The 22,571-nt window shown below is 51.2% G+C and carries 23 protein-coding genes; 11 read left to right on the forward strand and 12 right to left on the reverse strand.

The window, feature by feature from the left end; genetic code table 11:
• Positions 1–7: 7 nt before the first annotated feature.
• Genes QUF18_RS05825 through ygfZ form a run of 3 tightly spaced genes read right to left on the reverse strand, consistent with a single transcriptional unit; the run spans position 8 to position 2,515 of the window.
• Positions 8–1,012, reverse strand: a complete 1,005-nt coding sequence (locus tag QUF18_RS05825; protein ID WP_289386002.1) for an NUDIX hydrolase — start codon at positions 1,010–1,012, stop codon at positions 8–10.
• Positions 1,005–1,625 carry a YfbR-like 5'-deoxynucleotidase gene (locus tag QUF18_RS05830; protein WP_289386003.1) on the reverse strand — a complete coding sequence of 207 codons (621 nt, stop codon included), beginning with the start codon at positions 1,623–1,625 and terminating at the stop codon, positions 1,005–1,007. The genes QUF18_RS05825 and QUF18_RS05830 overlap by 8 nt, the downstream gene beginning before the upstream one ends.
• Complete coding sequence (gene ygfZ / locus QUF18_RS05835) at positions 1,625–2,515, reverse strand: CAF17-like 4Fe-4S cluster assembly/insertion protein YgfZ (RefSeq protein ID WP_374806905.1); 891 nt, start codon at positions 2,513–2,515, stop codon at positions 1,625–1,627. Before ygfZ ends, QUF18_RS05830 begins: the two co-directional genes overlap by 1 nt.
• A gap of 129 nt (positions 2,516–2,644) precedes the next feature.
• On the opposite strand from ygfZ, the gene QUF18_RS05840 reads away from it, so the two are divergent.
• The gene (locus QUF18_RS05840; protein WP_289386005.1) at positions 2,645–3,979 is read left to right on the forward strand and encodes a dihydroorotase; all 1,335 of its coding nucleotides are present in this window, start codon (positions 2,645–2,647) and stop codon (positions 3,977–3,979) included.
• 84 nt (positions 3,980–4,063) lie between these two features.
• Here the strand turns inward: QUF18_RS05840 and QUF18_RS05845 are convergent, their stop codons facing one another.
• The 4 genes from QUF18_RS05845 to QUF18_RS05860 form a co-directional block, all read right to left on the reverse strand.
• Positions 4,064–4,867: a hypothetical protein gene (locus QUF18_RS05845; protein WP_289386007.1), complete on the reverse strand. Its 804-nt coding sequence runs from the start codon at positions 4,865–4,867 to the stop codon at positions 4,064–4,066.
• Between the two features lie 90 nt (positions 4,868–4,957).
• Positions 4,958–5,215, reverse strand: coding sequence for a hypothetical protein (locus QUF18_RS05850; RefSeq protein ID WP_289386008.1), 258 nt, complete (start codon positions 5,213–5,215; stop codon positions 4,958–4,960).
• A 228-nt stretch (positions 5,216–5,443) separates the two neighbouring features.
• Positions 5,444–5,824 carry a TIGR02301 family protein gene (locus QUF18_RS05855; RefSeq protein ID WP_289386009.1) on the reverse strand — a complete coding sequence of 127 codons (381 nt, stop codon included), beginning with the start codon at positions 5,822–5,824 and terminating at the stop codon, positions 5,444–5,446.
• A gap of 58 nt (positions 5,825–5,882) precedes the next feature.
• Positions 5,883–6,308, reverse strand: a complete 426-nt coding sequence (locus tag QUF18_RS05860; RefSeq protein WP_353074491.1) for an NUDIX domain-containing protein — start codon at positions 6,306–6,308, stop codon at positions 5,883–5,885.
• Positions 6,309–6,399: 91 nt separating this feature from the next.
• On the opposite strand from QUF18_RS05860, the gene QUF18_RS05865 reads away from it, so the two are divergent.
• Both QUF18_RS05865 and QUF18_RS05870 read left to right on the forward strand, forming a co-directional pair.
• The gene (locus QUF18_RS05865; RefSeq protein WP_289386168.1) at positions 6,400–7,197 is read left to right on the forward strand and encodes an SOS response-associated peptidase; all 798 of its coding nucleotides are present in this window, start codon (positions 6,400–6,402) and stop codon (positions 7,195–7,197) included.
• Between the two features lie 113 nt (positions 7,198–7,310).
• Positions 7,311–7,958 carry a LysE/ArgO family amino acid transporter gene (locus QUF18_RS05870; protein WP_374806776.1) on the forward strand — a complete coding sequence of 216 codons (648 nt, stop codon included), beginning with the start codon at positions 7,311–7,313 and terminating at the stop codon, positions 7,956–7,958.
• Here QUF18_RS05870 and QUF18_RS05875 read toward each other — a convergent pair.
• Entirely contained in the window at positions 7,932–8,117 is a 186-nt protein-coding gene (locus tag QUF18_RS05875) for a hypothetical protein (protein WP_289386013.1), read from the reverse strand. The genes QUF18_RS05870 and QUF18_RS05875 overlap by 27 nt on opposite strands.
• Before the next feature lie 431 nt (positions 8,118–8,548).
• Between QUF18_RS05875 and cysS the strand changes: the two genes are divergently transcribed.
• The 4 genes from cysS to rarD all read left to right on the forward strand — a co-directional run bounded on the left by cysS (position 8,549) and on the right by rarD (position 13,235).
• Positions 8,549–10,063 carry a cysteine--tRNA ligase gene (gene cysS / locus QUF18_RS05880; RefSeq protein ID WP_289386014.1) on the forward strand — a complete coding sequence of 505 codons (1,515 nt, stop codon included), beginning with the start codon at positions 8,549–8,551 and terminating at the stop codon, positions 10,061–10,063.
• On the forward strand, positions 10,045–10,533 hold the full coding sequence (locus QUF18_RS05885; protein WP_289386015.1) for a GFA family protein: 489 nt from the start codon (positions 10,045–10,047) through the stop codon (positions 10,531–10,533). The genes cysS and QUF18_RS05885 overlap by 19 nt, the downstream gene beginning before the upstream one ends.
• A gap of 46 nt (positions 10,534–10,579) precedes the next feature.
• Entirely contained in the window at positions 10,580–12,193 is a 1,614-nt protein-coding gene (gene cimA, locus QUF18_RS05890) for a citramalate synthase (protein WP_289386016.1), read from the forward strand.
• Between the two features lie 118 nt (positions 12,194–12,311).
• Positions 12,312–13,235, forward strand: coding sequence for an EamA family transporter RarD (gene rarD / locus QUF18_RS05895; RefSeq protein ID WP_289386017.1), 924 nt, complete (start codon positions 12,312–12,314; stop codon positions 13,233–13,235).
• A gap of 53 nt (positions 13,236–13,288) precedes the next feature.
• On the opposite strand, the gene QUF18_RS05900 is transcribed toward rarD, so the two are convergent.
• The gene (locus QUF18_RS05900; protein WP_289386018.1) at positions 13,289–13,894 is read right to left on the reverse strand and encodes an LOG family protein; all 606 of its coding nucleotides are present in this window, start codon (positions 13,892–13,894) and stop codon (positions 13,289–13,291) included.
• A gap of 217 nt (positions 13,895–14,111) precedes the next feature.
• On the opposite strand from QUF18_RS05900, the gene QUF18_RS05905 reads away from it, so the two are divergent.
• The 4 genes from QUF18_RS05905 to pssA all read left to right on the forward strand — a co-directional run bounded on the left by QUF18_RS05905 (position 14,112) and on the right by pssA (position 19,284).
• The gene (locus QUF18_RS05905) at positions 14,112–15,380 is read left to right on the forward strand and encodes a LysM peptidoglycan-binding domain-containing protein (protein ID WP_289386019.1); all 1,269 of its coding nucleotides are present in this window, start codon (positions 14,112–14,114) and stop codon (positions 15,378–15,380) included.
• Positions 15,381–15,592: 212 nt separating this feature from the next.
• Entirely contained in the window at positions 15,593–17,479 is a 1,887-nt protein-coding gene (locus tag QUF18_RS05910; protein WP_289386021.1) for an ABCB family ABC transporter ATP-binding protein/permease, read from the forward strand.
• Between the two features lie 282 nt (positions 17,480–17,761).
• Positions 17,762–18,460: a phosphatidylserine decarboxylase gene (locus QUF18_RS05915; RefSeq protein ID WP_289386023.1), complete on the forward strand. Its 699-nt coding sequence runs from the start codon at positions 17,762–17,764 to the stop codon at positions 18,458–18,460.
• Positions 18,460–19,284 carry a CDP-diacylglycerol--serine O-phosphatidyltransferase gene (gene pssA / locus QUF18_RS05920; protein WP_289386024.1) on the forward strand — a complete coding sequence of 275 codons (825 nt, stop codon included), beginning with the start codon at positions 18,460–18,462 and terminating at the stop codon, positions 19,282–19,284. Before QUF18_RS05915 ends, pssA begins: the two co-directional genes overlap by 1 nt.
• A 50-nt stretch (positions 19,285–19,334) precedes the next feature.
• On the opposite strand, the gene QUF18_RS05925 is transcribed toward pssA, so the two are convergent.
• The 3 genes from QUF18_RS05925 to purF all read right to left on the reverse strand — a co-directional run bounded on the left by QUF18_RS05925 (position 19,335) and on the right by purF (position 22,571).
• Complete coding sequence (locus tag QUF18_RS05925; RefSeq protein ID WP_289386025.1) at positions 19,335–19,877, reverse strand: AAA family ATPase; 543 nt, start codon at positions 19,875–19,877, stop codon at positions 19,335–19,337.
• Positions 19,878–20,188: 311 nt separating this feature from the next.
• A complete protein-coding gene (locus tag QUF18_RS05930) occupies positions 20,189–20,929 on the reverse strand; it encodes an SDR family NAD(P)-dependent oxidoreductase (protein ID WP_289386026.1) in 741 nt (246 codons plus the stop codon).
• Positions 20,930–20,996: 67 nt separating this feature from the next.
• Positions 20,997–22,571 carry an amidophosphoribosyltransferase gene (gene purF, locus QUF18_RS05935; protein WP_374806782.1) on the reverse strand — a complete coding sequence of 525 codons (1,575 nt, stop codon included), beginning with the start codon at positions 22,569–22,571 and terminating at the stop codon, positions 20,997–20,999.

Consider the following 22,571-nt stretch of genomic DNA (forward strand, 5'->3'; position numbering starts at 1 on the left):
GCTAAAATTATCTTTGCGAGAGCGTTACCTTTAAGCCCGGTGCAGGGCGCTCTTCCAGAACCGCACGGCGGAAACGGTAGAGCGCTGCCGGACGTCCGCGTTGCTGGCTGAGGCTGGCACCGGTTGGCTCAACCAGTTCGGCATTTTCCACCAGACGACGGAAATTCTGCTTATGCAGATGACGGCCGGAGATTGCTTCAACGGTTTCTTGCAAGGCTGTGAGGGTGAAACAATCGGGCATCAGCTCGAAGATCACCGGGCGGTATTTCAGTTTGGCACGCAGGCGGGCAATTGCGGTCGCGAGAATACGGCGATGGTCGAACACCATGGCTTTGCCGGTATGGCGCTGTAATTCGTCCAGCTGTGCGCTCGGGCTGACAGTACCGTCAATGGTTGCTTCACGTACCAGACCAGCCTCATAAAGCAGCTCGTAGCGCTCAAGTGCGCGCTCCTCATCCCATTGAATACCATCGGTACCGAAGGCAAGGCGCAGACGTGTCAGGCGCGGCAACTGATGCAGATCATAGGCCGGATGGCTGCGTTTGTCGCTCTGCGCCCATTCACGCAAGGCGGGGATGATGAGCTGGTCGATGAGCGGTGGTTTGCCATTACGCCAGTCTTCCCAAGGCAGAAAATCATACCAATATTGCCAGTCATTATCCGGCTGTTCTCCGCTCTGGCGGGTCAGCGCCAGATAGCCGACAGAGATTACATGGGTATCATCGGTGGGCGTTGAAGACTTGGCACGGCCACGATCGCCAAACGTATAAAGCTGTTCGACATAACCAAGGCGCAAAGCTGTCTGCGCTTCCACCCACAAACGCAGGCCGGCTTCCAGTGTGCGGTGTTTCAGCGGATCAAACCGCCCGTAAGGCAGCGAAAGCGCGCCGGAAACCTCATGGGCTGCAGGCATTTCATGGTCATCCGAGCAGAGAATAACCGGACGGTTATTGCTGATTGTAACAACCGCAGCACTCAAGCCCACCTCAACGACAGCGGAAACATCAGCCATGAATTTGTGTCTCCAATGTGTTGAAACGATTGATAAAAGCCTGTTCTATCTCTGCGGTTGGCCGTGGTGATAAATCAAAGTGACCGGCATGAAAACCGCGCGGTCTGCCAAAAAACTCTGAAGCCTCAGATGCGCTGAAACCGGCCAGTTCTGTTGCCTCAAAATAAGCGGAAACAATGTCGGCTTTCTTAATGGCTTTTTTCAAAGTAGCAGGCACAGTCGCAGGCAGGGAAAAACGCAGATGAATGGCTGTCTCTAACCGTGCCTCAATCTGTTTATAGGCGCCGCCCATCACAGCTTTAAAAGGTGAAATCATATCGCCGATCACATATTCCGGTGCGTCATGCAGCAAAGCCAGCAGTTGATGTTGCAAGGAAGCATCCGGATTTTGCTCGCGGAAAATCTGCTCCACCAGCAGTGAATGCTGCGCCACAGAATAAGCATGGGTGCCACGGGTCTGGCCGTTCCAGCGGGCAACGCGCGCCAGCCCGTGGGCAATATCACTGATTTCAATATCCAGCGGCGAAGGATCAAGCAAATCCAGCCTGCGGCCGGACAACATACGCTGCCATGCCCGAACCGGTTTTGTTTTGGAGCCGCCGGATACTGCCATTAGTCTGCTGCTCCTTCCGGAAATGCGAACTTGGCATAGGCAGGAATTGTCAGGCTGACCTCCGTTTCACCGGCGAGCAGCGGAATATTTTTATCCATTGCGTCTTTCACGCGGTCAATACGCACCAGAGCGAGCGCGTTGCTGCCAGCGACACTACGCAAGGTTCCGACTTCTTTGCCACCGGCAGTAATCGGCGTGTCGGAAGCAGGCAGATCGGCCTGTGCTGTTACCTGCAAAATCCGGCGTCGTGCAGTGCCGCGATGCTGCATACGGGATACAACTTCCTGTCCGACAAAACAGCCCTTCTTGAATGACACGCCGCTGAATTGTTCGAAATTAATATCATGCGGGAAAACATCATTCATGATGAAATCCGCACCGCCTTCAGCGATGCCATAGTGAATACGCAAAGCTGCCCATGCATCGCGCTCGGCTTGCGTGGCAGGGGAGGCGCTGCCACTTTCAGCGTAATGGCGCAGGACATTCGCTTCTTCAGGAAAGCGCTCATCACGCACAGACTGATAATCTTCGCCTGTAATTGAATCACTTTCTGAACTGCTTGAATCAGTTTTCCAGCTCAGCCTGATAATTGATTCATTTAAAACGATAATTTCCGCTTTGGCACGCAGGCGATAGAGCGTGAGGCGCTTGGCAAAAACCTCAGCCACATCTTTGGCGAGATCAATGCGGAAGCCGTCTTTAATACGCGAAATCAGAAAATCAAATTGGATTTTACCCTGCGGACTCAGCAGTGCCGATGCCCGCAAAACATCGTTTTCGAGGGAGGTCAGATCAGCCGTAAAAATGGATTGCAGAAATGTTTCCGCATCAGGACCGCGCACAAGAATCTGTGTTCGGTCATCGAAATTTCCGGTTGATCCGGTAAACAGAGTTAAAGGTTCTGTCGTTGTCATATCAACTTTCCGGTTTATAAAGCAGAGCAGATGCAATTATCTTGATATTCATCACTTTGTTACGTAAGCCGCATTACGAGTAATCGCAAGTCAGGAGAGCCGCGAATGACCACAACATTCGATACGATTTTCAAAGGCGCAACGGTCGTCAATCATGACGGCAGCGCCGTTCGAGATATCGGCGTTAAAAACGGACGCATTACCGCTATTGGCTCCCTGTCAGAGAATGCCGCTGGCGAGGTTATCAACTGCACCGGCCTGCATATTCTGCCGGGCGTTGTGGATAGTCAGGTGCATTTCCGCGAACCAGGTCTGGAACATAAAGAAGATTTGCAAACCGGCTCGCTCGCAGCCGTGCTTGGCGGCGTGACCTCTGTTTTCGAAATGCCGAATACCAAGCCGCTGACGACTTCGCCGGAAGCGCTGGCTGATAAGGTGAAGCGCGGCACACATCGTATGCATTGCGATTTCGCTTTCTGGGTTGGCGGTACACGCGACAATGCCAAAGATGTAGCCGAGTTGGAGCGCCTGCCGGGTGCTGCAGGTATTAAAGTCTTCATGGGGTCTTCAACTGGTGACCTGCTGGTGGAGGATGATGAAGGCGTTGCCTCCATTCTCCGCAATACACGTCGTCGTGCAGCATTCCATTCGGAAGATGAATTCCGTCTGCGTGAGCGTGAAGGTCTGCGCATTGAAAACGATCCGTCCAGTCATCCGGTCTGGCGTGATGAGGTTGCAGCGCTGACCTGCACCCAGCGTCTGGTGCGCATTGCCCGCGAAACCGGTGCGCGTATCCATGTGCTGCATATTTCGACTGCGGAAGAAATTGAATTTCTGAAAGACTACAAAGATGTGGCGACCTGTGAGGCGACCCCACATCACCTGACATTGTCTTCAGAAGATTATAAAACACTCGGCAATCTCATTCAGATGAACCCGCCGGTACGTGATACACGTCACCGCGATGGTATCTGGCATGGTATCGGGCAGGGTGTTGTTGATGTGCTGGGTTCCGACCATGCGCCACACACATTGGAAGAAAAGCAGAAGCCTTATCCGGCATCACCATCCGGTATGACCGGTGTGCAGACGCTGGTGCCGATCATGCTCGATCACGTCAATGCCGGTCGTTTGTCGCTGGAACGCTTTGTTGATCTGTCGTCACATGGCCCGAACCGCATTTTCGGCATGTCCCGTAAAGGTCGTATTGCAGTCGGTTATGATGCAGATTTGACGATTGTTGATATGAAACGCAGCGTGATGATTACGCATGAACAGGCTGGCTCGAAAGCAGGCTGGACACCATATCACGGCAAGACAGTAACCGGCTGGCCGGTCGGCACAATTGTACGCGGCCATAAAGTAATGTGGGAAGGCGAGATCGTTAATCCTGCACTAGGCGAGCCTGTGGAATTTCTCGAGGCTCTTCCTAGACATTAAGAAAAGCGGCTTTGCCGAGAGATTGCACTAAGAAATAAAAAAGCCGCCTGATAAGGCGGCTTTTTATTAAAGATTTTGAGATGCTCAGTCTCCGGCCACAAAGAACTTCCATGAGCCATCCGGTGTAATGCCGAGGCGGTAGAAGATATAGGCGCCAACGCCTTTCATTTCTTCATAATCACCGGCAGTGATAAGCTGATAAAGCTCAACCATCTGCCGGTCATCCAGCTTGTCCAGCGGGTAGGCAAAGAAATAAGGCCAGACATAAACCTCGCTTGGCGTGCCTGCATCAAGATGCGCATAGCCGGACTCAAGCAGATCTACCAGAATAGCCAGCAGTTCCTGACCATTGCTATCGCCGGAGAGGCTTTTCAGAAATTCCAGCGGTGTGCCGTCATATTCTCCGAGTGAAAGCAGCGGGCTGGTTTCGCCCCCATCGCCGAGCAATGGTTTCAGCGCATCAATTTTACCGGCTTTGGCAATGTCGAGAATTTTTTTGCGGGTATCCTGCACAGCCTGCGGAAGTTTGGAATAATCGTAGGAAACTTCCGGAATCTTGCCATTCGTGGAAACCTGCGGACGCGTTATATCGCGTTCAGCCGCACCGTTTGCAGCAGGGGGTTCAGCTCCGGGGGCGCGGTAGGTCTCGGTCGGTACCTGACGCAGCGGTCCCGGTAATGGTACCTGTGCCGGATTAACCTCTTCTTCGTCGCCAGCCGGTGTCTCGCTGAGTGCGAGAATCTGAGGGCTCTTATTGAGAGAACCTGCAGAGGCCGGAACAGAGGCCGAGGCGGCGATCATAGCAAAAGCCAATCCGGTGAGAAAAGACTTGCTCAGAATTGTGTCTGAACTCAGCTTGCTCAGCCGGCGGCGAAATGAAAGCAACATCGAAAACTCCGGTAGAGAAATATTTTTCAAAATATATGCATAATTTGCTCTGGCGTACAAATTATGGCAAGCGCTGCCAGTTGCAGAAAATTACTGCAGAATGCGGTTTGGCAGAAAATCACCGGCAATAATCTGTTCGCGCAATTTGTCGAGCAGACCAAGAGCAGCGTCTTCACCGGTGCTGCGCAGCAATTCAGTCAGTGCATTGGCAAAAGCTGCCTCTGCGAGAATTTCCGGCTCAATACCTTCAGAGATTCCGTCTGCCCATGCTTCATGCTGATATTCAATTGCGGCTTGCTTCTTCTCATGGGCAATGAGTTCATCAAGTTCTGACAGAGAATGATTCATTAAAATATCACCTTGGCTTAATGCCGTTGGACACTGCATCGCAGAAGACGGACAGGACTTAAAGTGAAGTGCTGTCATAAAGCCATTCAGAGCAGAAACGACGATCCGAAGACCGTTTCTTACACCATCAGACGAAGCATCTCCATCAATAATTTAATCTCTTGTTAACAGATTGCGAGTGTTTGTGAATGATTGTTTGCTGCTTTATCGCGATGAATGAAGTTTTGGTTAATTGCCGTAATGGGCTACCAGCGCTTCAGTGAGTTTTTCGCCTTGTTGTTTGAACCGTTCAATGGCTTTCAGCGCCTGATCGGTACATTGGCTGTAATTATCGGAATAGGTACGGTAGCTGTTATTAAACGCGGAAATCAGCACTTTCCGTCTGTTGGTATCTGCTTTTTCTGCGGTGATGAGTTCATTCATCTGATCGCGCCAAAGATTGTTTTTATCACTGCACAGATTGCTCAGATAATGCAGGGAACCGAGTGTTTCTGCGAGTTGGATCATCTGGTGTTCATAGGGCGGGCCACTGATATCCTGCGCATTTGCGGAACTGCCACTGACAGTAAGACCTGCCAGCAATAGCAGGGAAACGAAATATCTGGTCATAACACGCTCCGCACCTTCACTATAAATTGTGCAGTAATCAGGCCGTTTCAAGGCAGTATCAGCCTTCTTCCTGTAAAATACGGCGGGCAAAGGCCAGCGTGCTGACAGTGGCAGGATAGCTCAGCATCTCCTCAATAGTGAGCCAGTGCAGGGAAACGGCATCATCACCGGCTTGTTCCTGACCGCTCAGATCAAGCGCGCGGTAAATGCTGAGATTATAGGTTTTGCCATAGAGCCCTTCTTTGGAAAGGTCGATGGTATCCACCAGCCGCAATATTTTGCAACATAGTCCGGTTTCTTCCATGAGTTCGCGATGGGCTGCTTCTTCGCCACCTTCACCTGCTTCCACACCGCCGCCGGGAAAAGCGAGCGAGCCTTTGAGCGGTTCTTTACCGCGCTTCACCAGCAGAAAGCGGTCTTCATTCCGGCAAATCATTGAAACGCCGTGCGCGATAATCGGGAGAGGGGAAATGTCCTGTGTCATAAAATGAGTGGTAAAAACCTGCCCGCTGATTTGCAAGCTTTGTTTATCAGGCACCTTGACCTTTGCGGTAAAACTCGCGACACCAAAACCTATGTGTGGACGTTTTGCTTTACTGGCGACAATTGATGAGGTGGAGGCGCATTTCGGCGTGATTGTCGATGAAGCCTTTCCGCCGCGTTATAATATTTCACCGACACAACCGATTATGATTGTGATGAATGGTGAAACACCGGCGCCCGGCAGCAACAGGCCAGACCGGATTGCCATGCTGGTGCGTTGGGGATTTGTGCCGTCATGGACAAAAGACCCGCTGAATTTTCCGCTGATGATCAATGCTCGTTCTGAGACAGCACATGAAAAGCCCTCTTTTCGCACAGCTATGGAACATCGCCGTAGCTTGCTGCCAGTCAGCGGTTTTTATGAATGGCGAAAACTGGGTGATGGCAGAAAGCAGGCCTATTGGATTAAGCCGCGTAATGGCGGCATGATCGCCTTTGGTACGCTAATGGAAACATGGATGAGCGGTGACGGTTCGCAGATGGATACAGCTGCAATCCTGACAACGGCTTCCAATAATGCATTGTCGCATATTCATGATCGTCTGCCGCTGGTGATCCATCCTGAGGATTATCAAGAATGGCTGGATTGCAAGCGCAACCGTGCCAAAGATGTTCAGCATCTGATGAAACCGGTTCAGGACGATTTTTTTGAGGCGATTCCCGTATCGGATAAGATCAATCATGCCCGCTATTTCGGCACGGATGTCCATGAGCGGGTGGAAGAACCGGTGATTTCGCAAGCGGGAAAGCTCCAAAAGCCGGTTAAGCCTAAAAAAAATGCTGCGAAGAAGAAAACAGATGACAATGATGATCAGTTCAGTATGTTTTGACTAACTCTTTCAAAAATATACAGCGCATCCCGAAAAGTGGAGGCCGGTTTTCGGACGAGATGCGCGTTGAGATAATGTTGCATCCCGAAAAGCGGCAGCGATTTTCGAATAAAATGCGCGTTAAATCTAAGAAGAATAGGTCAATCGTGGGAACAGCAGCAATTTCGGGCTTTCTGCTCGGACTATCACTCATCGTCGCCATTGGGGCGCAAAATGCATATATTCTAAGACAAGGGCTGCTACGCCAACATGTTTTTATCCTCAGTCTGATTTGTGCTTTATCAGATGCGGTGCTGATTATCGCCGGTGTGGCCGGTCTCGGCACATTGATTGCGCAATCACCAACATTGATCACGGTGGTAACCATTGGTGGCGCAGCTTTTCTGCTCTGGTACGGTTTTTCCGCGTTTCGTCGTGCCATGCATCCGGATGGCATGCGTGCGGCCAATACCGGCACAGTAAGCCTGAAAGCGGCAATCGGAACCTGTCTGGCGCTCACTTTCCTCAACCCGCACGTTTATCTCGATACGGTTGTGCTGGTTGGTAGTCTGTCTGCCCGCTTTGAAGGTGAGGCGCGTATCGCTTATGGAGCCGGCGCAGTCGCAGCTTCATTCGTGTGGTTCTTCTCGCTCGGTTATGGTGCTCGTCTGTTGCAGCCGTTTTTCGCCAAGCCATCGGCATGGCGTATTCTCGACTGTCTGATCGGCATCATTATGTGGATGATCGCGTTCAGCCTACTTAGCCGTCTGCTGTGGCCGTAAGGCTTTGTCAGAAGGCAAATAAGAAATATGCAGCCGCTTGGTATCTTCACGGCGGCTGCGCGGGGCAGCCATTAAAGCGGCCACCAGCGAAGCAGGGCCGATTGCGCGATACTGCTCGGTGAGCAGATCTTTTTTATATGAGCTGAATGTCTTTTTCATAATGTTTCCTTCCCGTTTTAGAGCGCCGTGCGCCTTCTCAGGCGCACAAAAGACGCTCTAACAGTTTATATTGGCAGCATAATATTAGCTTGAGAATTAGGTCTGAAGCATGGCTGCATAATGCGGAAATCGGGGTATTGTCGCGGCGGTATATTGCGCAGTGATCGCGTTGCAGCCCCGATATGGCCCTGATACAGCCTTGATACAGATTCTAAAAATCTGAGGTTACTCTCTTGACGCGAAGCAGGATCAGAGAGATAAGTACTGTCATGAAAACACCATTCGCAAACACCATTTGTATTATTGCGACCATTATTCGCTAGCAGATTGCTGGCTCGGATGTTTTCGTCTTTCCTTTACTTTGAAGCAGACAAATGCACCGGCCAGCAGGCTGCGCAAATGTTGTTTTGCGTTCTTATGAGGGAAACCCGATGTCTGCCACAGAATTGCGTTTATATAATACGCTGACCCGCAGGAAAGAGGACTTTGTTCCGATCGATCCTGATCATGTGCGCATGTATGTCTGCGGCCCTACCGTTTATGATTTTGCCCATATCGGCAATGCGCGTCCTGTGATTGTATTCGACGTGTTGTTCCGCCTGCTGCGTCATGTTTATGGTGATGCGCATGTGACCTATGCGCGTAACCTCACCGATGTGGACGACAAGATCAATGCGCGTGCGGTGCGCGACTATCCTGATTTGCCACTTAATGAAGCGATCCGTAAAGTGACTGAAAGCACGGCGGCGCAGTTCCAGAGTGATGTGACAGCACTTGGTAATTTGGAGCCTTCCAGCCAGCCGCGTGCAACGGAACATCTAGAAGAAATGCGTCAGCTGATTGAGCGTCTGATTGAGCGCGGCCATGCCTATGTGGCGGATGATCATGTGCTGTTTGCGGTTAAATCCATGACAGGTGAACATGGCCCCCGCTATGGCGCGCTTGCCCGCCGTTCGCTGGATGAAATGATTGCCGGTGCGCGTGTGGACGTGGCTTCCTACAAGCGCGACGAGATGGATTTCGTGTTGTGGAAACCATCGAAACAAGGCGAACCGGGCTGGCCGTCTCCGGCGGGTATTGCGGTGAATGGTCGTCCGGGCTGGCATATTGAATGCTCCGCCATGTCGATGGCCAAATTGCTGGAGCCGTTTGGCGGCGGTCTGAAATGCGATGATCCGTTGAAGAATACTTTCGATATTCATGCTGGCGGCATTGATCTGGTATTTCCACATCATGAAAATGAAATTGCCCAGTCATGCTGCGCCTTTGGCTCAGAACGTATGGCCAATATCTGGATGCATAACGGTTTTCTGCAGGTCGAAGGTCAGAAAATGTCCAAATCTCTGGGCAATTTCATCACCATTGACGATGTGTTGAAATCGGAACTGCCGCAATTGGCGGGTGTTGATGCACCGGAGAGTTTCCGTCGTCGTTGGACAGGTATGGCCGCACGTCTTTCCATGTTGCAGACCCATTACCGTGAGCCGATCAACTGGACACAGCAGCGTCTGCAAGAATCCGGTGATGAACTGGCCAAGTGGTATCAAATTATTACTGAACAACAAGCTGAGCCGGATGCTGCAAAGGCTTCGGTCTTTGCTGATGCCGTTGGCGATGATCTGAATACTTGGGCAGCGCTCACCGAGTTGCGCAAAGCCTATAAGCAGGGTGATGTGCGGGCACTGGTTTCCGGCCTCAATCTGCTTGGCCTTTATGATGCACAATTGCTGGCTGAAGCTGCACAATATTTGTTCAGCAATGCGGCAGATGTCGACACAGCGGATGTTGAAAGACAGGTCGCTGAGCGTCTGGCATTCATTAACGGGAAAAATTGGGCGGAAGCTGACCGTATTCGTGACTCATTGCTGGCACAGAATATTCAGCTCAAAGACGGCAAAGATCCGGTTAGCGGAGAACGGGTGACAACATGGGAAGTGAAACGCTGAGTGAAATACCCGACGCAAGCGGCGGCTGCCAATGCGGTGCTGTACGCTTTCGCGTGAAAGGGCAGTTGGGCAGTGCATCTATCTGCCATTGTCGCATGTGTCAGAAAGCCTTTGGCAATTATTACGCGCCGCTGGTTTCCGTTGAGGAAGGCACATTGGAATGGACACGCGGAACACGCAAATTGTTCCGCTCATCCAACCATGTCGAGCGCGGTTTTTGTGCGGATTGCGGTACGCCGCTGACCTATGAAGCGCCGGACGGTATCGCATTGTCGATTGCCGCCTTTGATCAGCCGCAAGAGATTGTGCCGGTGGTGCAATGGGGGCTGGAAGGCGAATTACCCTATCTGGATCAGCTCAGCACTTTGCCTGCACATACCACAGAGGCTGATCCGGAAAGCATCGAATTTGTACGCACATTGGTGTCTTACCAGCACCCTGATCACGATACAGAGACGTGGCCGAAGTAAGCGACAAACAAGGCGCATAAATACGGATATGGAGGATATAAGAACAATGAAAAAAGAGCGTATCTATATTTATGATACCACCTTGCGCGATGGCCAGCAGACACCGGGAGTTGATTTTTCTGTTGCTGATAAGAAAGCCATAGCCGCCATGCTGGATGATTTCGGCATGGATTATGTTGAGGGTGGTTATCCGGGTGCAAACCCGACAGATACGAGTTTTTTTCAGCGCAAACATACCTCACGGGCAAAATTTGCTGCCTTTGGTATGACCAAGCGTCCGGGCGTTTCCACCTCCAATGATCCGGGCATGTCTGTGCTGCTGCAAGCTTCGAGTGATGTTATCACCTATGTTGCCAAAAGCTGGGACTATCATGTGCATCTGGCACTGGGCTGTACGCTCGAAGAAAATCTGGAATCGATAACGTCTTCGGTCACAGCTGCCCGTATGGCAGGTAAAGAATGTATTGTTGATTGCGAGCATTTCTTCGACGGTTTTAAAGCCAATCCGCAATATGCATTGGCCTGTGCCAAAGCTGCCTATAGTGCCGGTGCACGTTGGGTGGTGCTGTGCGATACCAATGGCGGCACGCAGCCGAGCGAAGTCGGCGATATCGTCAATGCCGTTAAAACTGTTGTGCCGGGGGAATGTCTCGGCATTCACGCCCATAATGATACCGAACAGGCCGTTGCTGTATCCTTGGCGGCAATTGATGCCGGTGTGCGGCAGGTGCAAGGTACGCTCAATGGTATCGGCGAGCGCTGCGGTAATGCCAATCTTGTCACGCTGATCCCGACATTGATGCTCAAGCCCTATTGGGCAGACCGGTTTGAGGTTGGCATCAGTTTGGATGCATTGGCAGGTATCACAAAACTGTCCCGTACTTTTGATGATATTCTCAATCGTGCGCCCAACGATCAGGCAGCCTTTACCGGCAGTTCTGCTTTTGCCACCAAAGCCGGTATTCATGCCTCAGCTCTCCTGAAAGAGCCGAAGACTTACGAACATATCCCGCCGGAAATGGTTGGCAATCATCGCCGTGTGATGGTCTCCGATCAGGGCGGCAAATCCAATTTTATCGCTGAACTTAAAAAGCGCGGTATTCAGGTGGCCAAAGACGACCGGCATTTGGATACACTGATCGCGCTGGTCAAAGAACGTGAAGCCGAAGGCTATGCCTATGAAAGCGCTGATGCGAGCTTTGAACTGCTGGCACGTCAGCAACTCGGCGCTGTGCCGCAGTTTTTCCGTGTTGAAGCGTTCCGTTGTATGGTCGAACGCCGCTATGACAGCAATGGCTGCCTGAAAACTGTGTCGGAAGCGATTGTAAAAATCATCATTGACGGTGAAGAGCACTTGTCAGTAGCTGAAGGTCATGGTCCGGTTAACGCACTTGATCTTGCACTTCGTAAAGATCTGGGGCGTTATCAGGAAGAGCTGGCCGATCTCGAACTGGTGGATTTTAAAGTCCGTATCCTCAATGGCGGTACAGGGGCGATCACCCGCGTTCTGATCGAGTCGCATGATGCAAGCGGTCAGCGCTGGCGCACAGTTGGTGTATCCGATAATATTATCGACGCATCCTTTCAGGCGCTGATGGATTCGGTTGTTTATAAGCTGATGAAAAACCGCGAGCTTGCGGGACATATAGCAGCAGAATAAAATTTGCCGTTTGCGGATGAGGTAAAACGGGAGTACCGATTGTTACAGATAAGAATGTAATGAACGGCTCCCGCTGCCTATACTAGGCCCGAGACCGGAAATCTGAGGACAACTTGTTATGAATGACCGGTCTCAACAGGCGATGCCGGAAGCAACGCGCGGGTTTATTTTCGCGATGCTGGCCTATGTATTTTGGGGGCTTTTCCCGTTTTATATGAAGGCCGTCGCCCATATTCCGGTTGTAGAGGTGCTGGCGCACCGTGTGATCTGGTCATTGCCGGTCGCAGCCGTTATTCTGGTCTTTATGGGGCGCACCAAAGATGTCGCCGCGGCTTTGCGTAATCCGCGCACACTGATTATGGCCTGCCTGACAGCCTCGTTGATCACACTGAACTGGGGCGTTTATGTCTGGGCGATCTTCAATGATCACGCACTGGATGCCGCGCTCGGCTATTATATCAACCCGCTGGTCAATGTGCTTCTCGGTGCAGTTTTCCTCAAAGAACGCCTGAACAGAGCGCAGCTGATTGCCGTATTCCTTGCCGCTGCCGCTGTTGTGTTGTTGACGGTAGAGCAGGGCGGCTTGCCTTGGGTGTCGATCATTCTGCCACTGTCCTTCGGCTTCTATGGCTTCTTCCGCAAATCTTTGCCGATCGGCCCGTCGCAGGGCTTTATGCTGGAAGTGATCATTCTGTTCATTCCGGCTAGCGCTTATGCAATCTGGCTCTATTCTCAGGGGCAGGATCACTTTGTAGCCGGTACGTCTTCCGACGTTGTTCTGCTGATGCTGGCCGGTGTTGTCACCGCCGTACCGCTGATTATGTATGCGACCGGTGCGAAACTGCTGCGCTACACCACGCTGGGGCTGATGCAGTATATTACGCCGACAATGCTGTTCCTGATCGCTGTTTTCGCTTTCAAAGAACCGTTTAATACAACGCAGCTTTATGCTTTCGCGCTAATTTGGGCAGGTTTGATCCTCTATACGTGGTCGATACTCAAAGAGGCGCGTGCGGATAAAGCGATTGCCGCTAAATCTTAATCAGACACATAAAAAAGCCCCTCACTGAGGGGCTTTTTGCTTGTGTACTCTACTTACATGCGGGCAATGATCTCTTCATCACCGGATGCATCGCCTTTGGCAGCTGCATCAAAGATGTAAGGAATAATTTCTTCAACAGTATCAAGCATTTTCGGCTGTACGCGATGGCCGGTATGGATAAAGCCTTCGCTACGCATATGATCGAGCATCGCGATCATCGGCTCCCAGAAATGATTGATATTGGCAAATACCATCGGTTTTTTATGATGGCCGAGCTGGGCCCAAGTCATCATTTCCACGATTTCTTCAACAGAGCCAATGCCGCCCGGCAGTGTGACAAATGCATCCGAGCGTTCAAACATCAGCTGTTTACGCTGGTGCATGTTTTCCGTGATGATCTGCTCATCAAGCATTTCATTCTGCTTGCCGTCAGCTTCTTTATTGAGAAGGAAAGTCGGGATAATACCGGTGACTTTGCCGCCGGCTTTAAAAGCGCCTTCAGCAACAGCACCCATAATTCCTTTTGTACCGCCGCCATAGATCAGGCGAAGGTCGTTTTCTGCAATGGAGCGGCCAAGAGCCAGTCCTGCTTCCCGGTAAACGGGATTATTGCCGGTTGAAGAACCGCAATAGACACATATTGATCGAATCTTGCTCATTGTTTCTTTTTCGCGCGCGCGCTGTTTGCCGTCAAGTTTTCTGCACCATATCGCGTAATATGTGACAAGAATTTTAGCGCCGATATGTGATATTCTTGCTGAGACAGTAAAAACACGCTAGTTGTTGGTTCTGTGCTGATAATTCGTTTGGATTTATAAGCAGACACAACATGTTATAATATTTTTTTAAGCTCGGTGTTAAAAGGGGCGACCCCGTATGCAGAATAGTCGTTATGCGCTTGCCGGTTTTGCTGCCGTTGTTATCATCGGCGGTCTGGTCGCTTATTGTAGTATGGCACCGCAAAAAACGGAACAGCCGCAACAAGCGCCTGTGGCTCAGCCAGCGCCCGCTGATAAACCGGAAACCAAAACAGAGGCAGCACCAGAGGGTAAGACTGAAGCTGCGCCTAAAGTTAAAACTGAAACACCTGCTGAAACGAAACCAGCCGAGCCGGAAAAACAGGCTGCAACACAAGCTGTAACAGTACCAGTTTTTGATGTGTTACGCCTTGAAAGCAACGGTTCTCTGGTAATTGCCGGTAAAGCTGCACCAAATTCTCAGGTCGATCTTCTTTCCAAAACCCGTGTCCTTGGTTCTACTAAGGCTGGTGAAAATGGCGATTTTGCGATTATTCTGGATCAGGCGTTGAAGAGCGGTGATTATCAGTTGGTATTGCGTGCGACCAGCGGAGAAAATTCTGTTGCCACGTCGCAGCAGACCGCAATCCTCTCCGTTCCGGCCACACCGGAAGGGCAGGTTCTGGCATTGGTTGAAGAACCGGGTCAGGCGAGCCGAATGATTACCACGCCGCAGGCAATCCCGGTTGCACAGCAGCCGGAGGGCTCCGATGTGCCTGTTGCACAGCACGGCAACACTGCACCATATTCTGTTTTGCCGCCGGAAAGTGTGCAGGGCGGTTCAGCTGCAGGAAAAGAGAAAAGTGATATTAGCATTGCTGTAGAAGCCGTTGAGATTGAAGGCGCTTCCGTCTTTATCGCAGGGCATGCACGTGGCGGTCAGACGGTCAATATTTCAGCCAATGAACTTCTGCTTGGCACCGCAGTCATTACGCCTGAAGGGCGTTTCCTGTTACAGACACAGCAGCCTCTTGCCGTCGGGGATTATATTATTCGCGCCGATCTGATGGATAAAGGCGGTAAAGTTCTGGCAACAGCGCGTGTTCCGTTCCGCCGCGAGGCTGGAGAGAATATTGCGGCCGTTGCACCAACTGTTACCACGCAGCCTGAAGTGCAAGAGACAGAAGCACAGCCTCTTGAAAAAGCGGAAGGCTCGGTGATTATCCGTAAAGGCGATAATCTCTGGACAATTTCCAAGCGCACTTATGGCAGCGGTATGCGCTATACAACTATCTATCTGGCAAATTCGGATCAGATTAAAAATCCGGATCTGATCTGGCCGGGGCAGGTCTTTGTTATGCCGAAAGAGCCTTTGAATAATCAGGATGTGCAGCAGAAGCAGCCATAAGGCGATCAGCTAAAACTTATGCAGCGCATCAATCGAGATGCGCTGCATATTCCATCCCAAGGCGTTTTCACAACATTGTGCAGGAGTTTTGTTCGTATCATGACAGCAGACATGATAGGACAAGCATAAATCCGCAGACAGCATTGCGGAAACAGTAATGCTTAAAGAATAAGGACGACGACAGCGGGTCGTCCATGGCGTTAAAAGAAATTATGAAAAAACAAAAAACAGTCTCAGCAGAATCTGGTCAAACTCTGAAAACATTGGCGAAACTCTGGCCCTATATGTGGCCAAGTGAGCGGCATGATCTCAAAATGCGGGTCGTATGGGCGACTTTCTATTTGGTTATTGCTAAATTTGTGCTGATGCTGGTGCCTTATTTCTTTAAATGGGCAACAAATGCACTGGATGGTTCTTTCACGCCTGAAAGCTGGGTGCCGCAGATTTTTGTCGGCGCTTTGATGCTGGTCGTTGCTTATAATCTGGCGCGTTTGATTCAGGCTGGTTTCAACCAGTTGCGCGATGCGCTGTTTGCCAGTGTAGGGCAATATGCCGTGCGCCAGCTGGCCTATCGCACCTTTGTACATATGCACAAGCTGTCGCTGCGCTTTCATCTTGAGCGTCGCACCGGTGGTCTTTCCCGCGTTATTGAGCGTGGCGTCAAAGGCATTGAAACCATTGTGCGTTTTACAATTCTCAGCTCGGTTCCGACGCTTCTGGAATTCGCACTGACTGCCGCAATTTTCGGCTTCGCCTATGGCATCAGCTATTTGATCGTCGTGGCTACTACCGTCTGGCTCTATATGTGGTTCACAGTTAAGGCGAGTGACTGGCGCATCAACATCCGCCGTGAGATGAACGAATCTGATACGGATGCCAATACCAAAGCGATTGACTCATTGCTGAATTTTGAAACGGTCAAATATTTCGGTAATGAGGCGATGGAAGCCGAGCGTTATGACCGCTCAATGGCGCGTTATGAAAAAGCAGCAACTCAGACATGGACATCGCTTGGCTGGCTCAACTTTGGGCAGGCTTTGATCTTCGGCGTTGGTATGATGATCCTGATGGTGATGTCTGCCCGTGAAGTGCAGGCAGGCACGCATACGCTTGGCGACTTTGTGTTCATTAATGCGCTGCTGATGCAGTTGTCGCTGCCGCTGAATATGATCGGCTTTATTTATCGTGAAATTCGTCAGGGACTGACCGATATCGAGCAGATGTTTGATCTGCTTGAGGTTGAAGAAGAGGTGCAGGATAAGCCGGATGCACAGCCACTGACTGTCTCGCAGGGCGCAATCCGCTTCAATAATGTCAGCTTTGCCTATGATCCTGCACGCCCGATCCTGCGCAATATCAGTTTCGAAGTGCCGTCAGGCAAAACGATTGCTATTGTCGGCCCGTCCGGCGCGGGTAAATCAACAATCTCGCGTTTGCTCTATCGTTTTTATGATGTGCAGCAAGGCTCGGTTACGATTGACGGGCAGGATATCCGTGATGTGACACAGGTCAGTCTGCGTCATGCAATCGGTATGGTGCCTCAGGATACGGTGCTGTTCAATGATACCATCGCTTATAATATTCGTTATGGCCGCCCGAGCGCGACAGAGGAAGAGGTTGAGCAAGCTGCCAAACTGGCACAGATCGACCGCTTCATTCAGCTGCTGCCGGAAGGTTATCAGGCAATGGTGGGTGAGCGTGGGCTGAAGCTCTCCGGTGGTGAGAAACAGCGTGTCGCCATTGCCCGTACGATTTTGAAAGCACCGCCGATTCTAATCCTCGATGAGGCAACCTCGGCGCTGGATACGGCAACTGAGCAAGATATTCAGCAATCGCTCGATGTGGTCAGCCGCGACCGCACGACTCTGGTGATTGCACACCGCCTGTCCACAGTCATCAGCGCTGATGAAATCATCGTGCTGAAAGATGGTCAGATCGCGGAACGTGGCACCCATCGTGATTTGCTCTTGCAAAGCGGGCTTTATGCATCGATGTGGGATCGCCAGCGTGAGGCTGACGAGGCCGAGGCACGGCTGCGTCAGGTGCGTGAAAATGACGAACTGGGCATTGTCATTCGCGGTGCGCCTGCGGGTGAATGACAGAACCCTGCTGATCCTCTATGATGGGATCAGATATTCGCGCTTGCTGTGAATGAGGGTTACAAACAGAAGAGCGGTTCCGGTGAAGTATTGTCACCAGAGCCGCTTTGATTCCATAGAGACTGAGGGTTTAAAAGACCTTATAAGGTCTTCCGGTCTTCTTCTGTCCGCATTTTGTCAGCAGAAAGTATGAATATTATCAAATTTAGTGCGCTGATTGCGCTTAATCATTTTAAACGCTGTTATTTTGCGTTATTGAAGCGGAAAATCTGAGGAAAACCGATGAGCCTGTCCGATACTATTCGCAATACTTTCGTTCCTATCCATCGTGAGGGTTATCCCTTCATTGCGGCATTTTTTGTTGTGTCGCTCTTGCTGGGCTGGCTGTGGGAACCTTTGTTCTGGGTAGGGATGGTGCTGACCATCTGGTGCATATATTTCTATCGTGATCCGCTACGAATTACGCCGCTGGATGATAATCTCGTCATCAGCTCTGCAGATGGTAAGATTTCTGCGGTCGGCATGTGTGTGCCACCTGCAGAACTCGACCTCGGCACCGAACCAATGCTGCGTATTTGTGTGTTCATGAATGTGTTTTCTGTTCACATCAACCGTGCGCCGGTGCGTGGTAAAATCACTTCCGTCATGCATCGTCCGGGCAAGTTCCTGAATGCCGAACTGGATAAAGCAAGCACTGAGAACGAGCGCAACAGCGTGCTGATCGACAGTGAACATGGTACAGTTGCAGTCGTGCAGATCGCCGGTCTCGTCGCGCGTCGTATCGTTTGCTGGTCTAAAGCCGGTGAAGATCTTTCAACAGGTGAGCGCTTCGGTCTGATCCGTTTTGGTTCACGTAATGATATCTATCTGCCAAAAGGTGCTGTTGCCCGTGTGGCTGTCGGCCAGACTTCTGTGGCAGGTGAAACCGTTCTGGCCGAATTCAATGATGCGCGCACTGCGCCAACCGTGCGGATCGCCTGATGCTTGAAGCACCTTTTCCGCCGCTTGATCCGAATGGCAATACAGAGGGGCGCGGTCCGCGCCTTTCTGAAATCCCGATGCGGATTGTTATTCCCAATCTGATTACCGTTCTTGCGATCTGCGCAGGGTTAAGCGGTATTCGTCTTGCCATTGAGCACCGTTTTGAACAGGCCGTAGCCATGGTGCTACTGGCTGCTTTTCTCGATGGCATTGACGGACGGATTGCGCGGCTTCTGAAAGGTTCTTCCAAATTCGGCGCCCAGATGGATTCGCTGGCTGATATCGTCAATTTCGGTGTGGCGCCGGCATTGGTGCTCTATCTGTTTATGCTGGATCAGGCTGGTTCATTCGGCTGGATTGCAGCGCTGATCTATACAATTGCCTGTTGCCTGCGCTTGGCGCGTTTTAACGTCATGCTGGAAGACCCTAACCAGCCGGCATGGCAGGGTAATTACTTTGTCGGTGTTCCGGCACCGGCCGGTGCAATGCTGGTTCTGTTGCCGGTCTATGCCGGTTTCCTTGGCGTGATACCAAGCAAAGCTCTGGCCTATGGGACAGCAGGCTTTACAATTGTGATTGCGTTTTTGCTGGTCAGCCGCTTGCCGGTCTATAATGGCAAAACCGCAGGCAGCTTTATCCGCCGTGATTTTGTTGTACCACTGATCCTCGGCGTTGTGATCTATGCCGGTTTTCTGATGAGTTTCACATGGCAGACGCTGACACTGACCGCATTGGGATATCTGTTGTTCCTGCCATTCAGTGCCATGGCATGGAAGCGCCGCTTCGCGGCAGAAGAGCAAAAATCATCTGAAACGCAAGCGTAATCGATTTCAGGTAAATCAAATAAAGAGCCCCTCAATGAGGGGCTCTTTTATTATGCGTATATGTGACCGAGAATAAATTCAACTCGGGTTTGCACGTTGGCTTTGGGTAATTCACGAAGTGTAAAACCGTAGGCCTGATAGGTTCGCACCATGGCATCAAAAGTTCGTTTAGCTTCATCGGCAGATTGTTTGCGCTCTTCATCACCCTGATAAATCTCCGGCCAATGCGGGGCAATGAAGACTATCTTGTTATAGGCATATTGCTGCACTGCCTGATGTACGTGATCGGGCACAGAGACGCCAGAGAGCGTGAGATAACCGGCAATATCGGTCATGCCTCGGTCAAAGAAGTAAGGCCTGTCAGAGGCAATCTCTGTTGCTAATAAATGCGAACGCATTTCCCATGACAGCATCATCTCTGCAAAGAATGCCGGATCAAGCCAGGGCAGCGCTTTGCCGCCGATTTTAACCTGATCCTGAATGATATGTCGTCCGGCTTCCTGACTATGCTGATAGCCATGAGCCTTCAGGCTGTTGAGCAGAGTGGTTTTACCGGAACCTGGGCCACCGGTAACTATATAAAAATGATCCATCACAGATCCTTCTGTGTTCAGAAATTAAAAGGTTCAGATCGTCACGAGGGGAAAAAGCGGCAGAAAAATAAAAGCTATGCTTAGGTGCATGCGAAAAAGAACAGGCCGCGAGATAAAGTGAGTATTACAAAAGTGCTTTGAAAAATCTGGAAGAAAATAGACATCCGGCCGCTAAAATATATTCGGCCGGATGTGTTAAAACCTACAGCATAATTCCTTAAACTTGAAACAGTCTAAGGTAAAATTATGCGTAAATATAAAGTGTTAGAGCGACCTTTATGCGCCCGAGAGGACGCACGGCGCTCTAATGCTTACGACGGCATATGATAGTGCAGGAATTTATCCTGACGTACATCATAGAGTTGACCAGTAATAGTCAGAGCCGGATCAGCAAGCTGCACGATTTTAGCCGCCACATCTGCCGGATGCGGCAGGGTTTCCGGATCTTCACCAGGCATTGCCTTGGCACGCATAGCAGTGCGTGTTGCTCCCGGATTAACGGAATTCACACGCAGCGGCATTTGCTTGGTTTCTTCAGCCCATGAGCGTCCCATAACTTCCAAGGCAGCTTTGGAAGCCGCATAAGGAGCCCAGAAAGCGCGTGCTGTATGGGCAACGCCGGAAGACATAAGAATGGCACGTCCCGCATCGGAGCGGCGCAGCAGCGGGTCAACCGAGCGGATCAGGCGCCAGATGCTGGTGACGTTGGTGTTGATCACATTGTCGAAGACCTTGGCTTCAACATGGCCAACCGGAGAAATCGTGCCAAGCACTCCGGCATTGGCAACCAGAATATCCAATTTACCCCAGCGGTCATTGATCGAGGAGCCGAGCAGATCGAGAGCAGGCATGTCTTTAAGGTCGAGCGGAACGAGTGTCGCTGTATTGCCCATCGCCTGAATTTCATCATCCAGTTCTTCAAGGCCGCCGACAGTACGGGCAACGGCAATCACATGCGCGCCGCGTTTTGCCAGTTCCAGTGCCAGAAAATACCCGATGCCGCGGGATGCACCTGTTACCAGTGCAGTACGTCCGCTCAGATCAAAACTCATTACATCCACCCGTTTTAGTCTGTATAATTTAAAGGCGACTACGTTGCCATAGTCGCCTTATCTGATCTTAGCCGTTGCTGGAGAGCAATGCAAAGTTATGAATATTCGACAATTCTTCCTGATCGACCAGACGGGTCGGATAGTCACCCGTGAAGTAATGATCGGTGAACTGCGGTGCCTTCGGATTGCGTTTTTCGCCGCCGACAGCTTCGTAAAGTCCGTCGATGGAGAGGAATTCCAGCGAATCCGCACCGATATAATCGCACATGGCCTGCAGATCAGGATATTGATTGGCCAGCAGCTTGTCAGCATCCGGCGTATCAATACCGTAGAAGTCAGGATGGTGGATCATCGGGGAGGCGACACGGATATGCACTTCTTTTGCACCTGCATCGCGGATCATACGCACGATCTTCATGGAAGTGGTGCCGCGTACGATGGAATCATCCACCAGCACAACGCGTTTGCCCTCAATAATTGCACGGTTGGCTGAGTGCTTCAGCTTAACGCCAAGGGCGCGAATCTGCTGGGTCGGCTCAATAAAGGTACGGCCAACATAGTGATTGCGGATAATGCCAAGTTCAAACGGAATACCGCTGGCTTGTGCATAGCCGATTGCTGCCGGTGTGCCGCCATCCGGCACAGGCACAACAACATCTGCTTCAACCGGAGCTTCTTTTGCCAGATTAATACCCGCATTTTTGCGTGCGATGTAAACATTGCGGCCGCCGACAACAGAATCAGGACGGGCAAAATAGACATATTCAAACAGGCACAAGCGCTCAGGCTTGCGGTTCGGCGCTTTGATGGATGTTGTGGTGATGGAGCCATCCGGTTGTGTTTCACAGACAATGACTTCGCCGTTTTCCACATCGCGGATATATTTTGCACCGATAATATCAAGCGCACAGGTCTCGGAACAGAAAATCGGTTTGCCGTCGAGTTCACCCATGACCAGTGGTCGAATGCCAACCGGATCACGCGCTGCAATCAGCTTGGTGCGGGTCATAGCGAGGATCGAGTAGCCGCCTTCAAGCTGGCGAACAGCATCAACAAAACGATCGCTGGACGAGGCCAGACGCGAACGGGCGATGAGATGCAGCACAACTTCTGAATCAGAGGTGGACTGGCAGATCGCACCGGATGCAATCAGATGACGGCGCAGGCTCAGACCATTGGTGAAATTGCCGTTATGGGCGATAGCAATGCCACCGACTTCCAGTTCAGCAAACAATGGCTGCACATTGCGCAGCGCGGTTTCACCCGTTGTTGAGTAGCGCACGTGACCAATCGAAAGATTGCCCGGAAGCTGCTTCAAAGTCGCCGGATTGGTAAAATGGTCGCCGACCAGTCCCATATGGCGTTCAGAGTAAAAACGCCCTTCGTGGAAGGAAACGATACCAGCAGCTTCCTGACCGCGATGCTGCAAAGCATGGAGGCCAAGCGCTGTCAGCGTTGCGGCATCCTCATGGCCAAGAATGCCAAAGACGCCGCATTCTTCATGCAAGGCGTCTTCATCAATGGAAAATTTTGAGGAGTTATCAAACGCTTCTGTGCTGCTTTTCTCTCCGTGCTGAGAGGCAGAGATCATCTGAGAATGATCTGACGAAGCAGGGGCGGTTTCACCGGAATGACTGATCAT

Origin of the sequence: Pseudochrobactrum kiredjianiae (assembly GCF_030362795.1) — a bacterium.
Lineage (GTDB): Bacteria > Pseudomonadota > Alphaproteobacteria > Rhizobiales > Rhizobiaceae > Pseudochrobactrum > Pseudochrobactrum kiredjianiae.

What these genes read in the sequence shown, in the direction of transcription:
- QUF18_RS05830 (WP_289386003.1), bottom strand. Translation starts at nt 1,625, where the DNA reads ATGGCAGTATCCGGCGGCTCCAAAACAAAACCGGTTCGGGCATGGCAG.
- QUF18_RS05860 (WP_353074491.1), bottom strand. Translation starts at nt 6,308, where the DNA reads ATGACACAGGACATTTCCCCTCTCCCGATTATCGCGCACGGCGTTTCA.
- QUF18_RS05915 (WP_289386023.1), top strand. Translation starts at nt 17,762, where the DNA reads ATGAGCCTGTCCGATACTATTCGCAATACTTTCGTTCCTATCCATCGT.
- QUF18_RS05885 (WP_289386015.1), top strand. Translation starts at nt 10,045, where the DNA reads ATGGGAAGTGAAACGCTGAGTGAAATACCCGACGCAAGCGGCGGCTGC.
- QUF18_RS05905 (WP_289386019.1), top strand. Translation starts at nt 14,112, where the DNA reads ATGCAGAATAGTCGTTATGCGCTTGCCGGTTTTGCTGCCGTTGTTATC.
- QUF18_RS05925 (WP_289386025.1), bottom strand. Translation starts at nt 19,877, where the DNA reads ATGGATCATTTTTATATAGTTACCGGTGGCCCAGGTTCCGGTAAAACC.
- cimA (WP_289386016.1), top strand. Translation starts at nt 10,580, where the DNA reads ATGAAAAAAGAGCGTATCTATATTTATGATACCACCTTGCGCGATGGC.
- QUF18_RS05870 (WP_374806776.1), top strand. Translation starts at nt 7,311, where the DNA reads ATGCGCGTTAAATCTAAGAAGAATAGGTCAATCGTGGGAACAGCAGCA.
- QUF18_RS05845 (WP_289386007.1), bottom strand. Translation starts at nt 4,867, where the DNA reads ATGTTGCTTTCATTTCGCCGCCGGCTGAGCAAGCTGAGTTCAGACACA.
- QUF18_RS05855 (WP_289386009.1), bottom strand. Translation starts at nt 5,824, where the DNA reads ATGACCAGATATTTCGTTTCCCTGCTATTGCTGGCAGGTCTTACTGTC.
- QUF18_RS05825 (WP_289386002.1), bottom strand. Translation starts at nt 1,012, where the DNA reads ATGGCTGATGTTTCCGCTGTCGTTGAGGTGGGCTTGAGTGCTGCGGTT.
- QUF18_RS05910 (WP_289386021.1), top strand. Translation starts at nt 15,593, where the DNA reads ATGAAAAAACAAAAAACAGTCTCAGCAGAATCTGGTCAAACTCTGAAA.
- purF (WP_374806782.1), bottom strand. Translation starts at nt 22,571, where the DNA reads ATGATCAGTCATTCCGGTGAAACCGCCCCTGCTTCGTCAGATCATTCT.
- QUF18_RS05900 (WP_289386018.1), bottom strand. Translation starts at nt 13,894, where the DNA reads ATGAGCAAGATTCGATCAATATGTGTCTATTGCGGTTCTTCAACCGGC.
- QUF18_RS05930 (WP_289386026.1), bottom strand. Translation starts at nt 20,929, where the DNA reads ATGAGTTTTGATCTGAGCGGACGTACTGCACTGGTAACAGGTGCATCC.
- QUF18_RS05840 (WP_289386005.1), top strand. Translation starts at nt 2,645, where the DNA reads ATGACCACAACATTCGATACGATTTTCAAAGGCGCAACGGTCGTCAAT.
- rarD (WP_289386017.1), top strand. Translation starts at nt 12,312, where the DNA reads ATGAATGACCGGTCTCAACAGGCGATGCCGGAAGCAACGCGCGGGTTT.
- QUF18_RS05850 (WP_289386008.1), bottom strand. Translation starts at nt 5,215, where the DNA reads ATGAATCATTCTCTGTCAGAACTTGATGAACTCATTGCCCATGAGAAG.
- QUF18_RS05875 (WP_289386013.1), bottom strand. Translation starts at nt 8,117, where the DNA reads ATGAAAAAGACATTCAGCTCATATAAAAAAGATCTGCTCACCGAGCAG.
- cysS (WP_289386014.1), top strand. Translation starts at nt 8,549, where the DNA reads ATGTCTGCCACAGAATTGCGTTTATATAATACGCTGACCCGCAGGAAA.
- pssA (WP_289386024.1), top strand. Translation starts at nt 18,460, where the DNA reads ATGCTTGAAGCACCTTTTCCGCCGCTTGATCCGAATGGCAATACAGAG.
- QUF18_RS05865 (WP_289386168.1), top strand. Translation starts at nt 6,400, where the DNA reads ATGTGTGGACGTTTTGCTTTACTGGCGACAATTGATGAGGTGGAGGCG.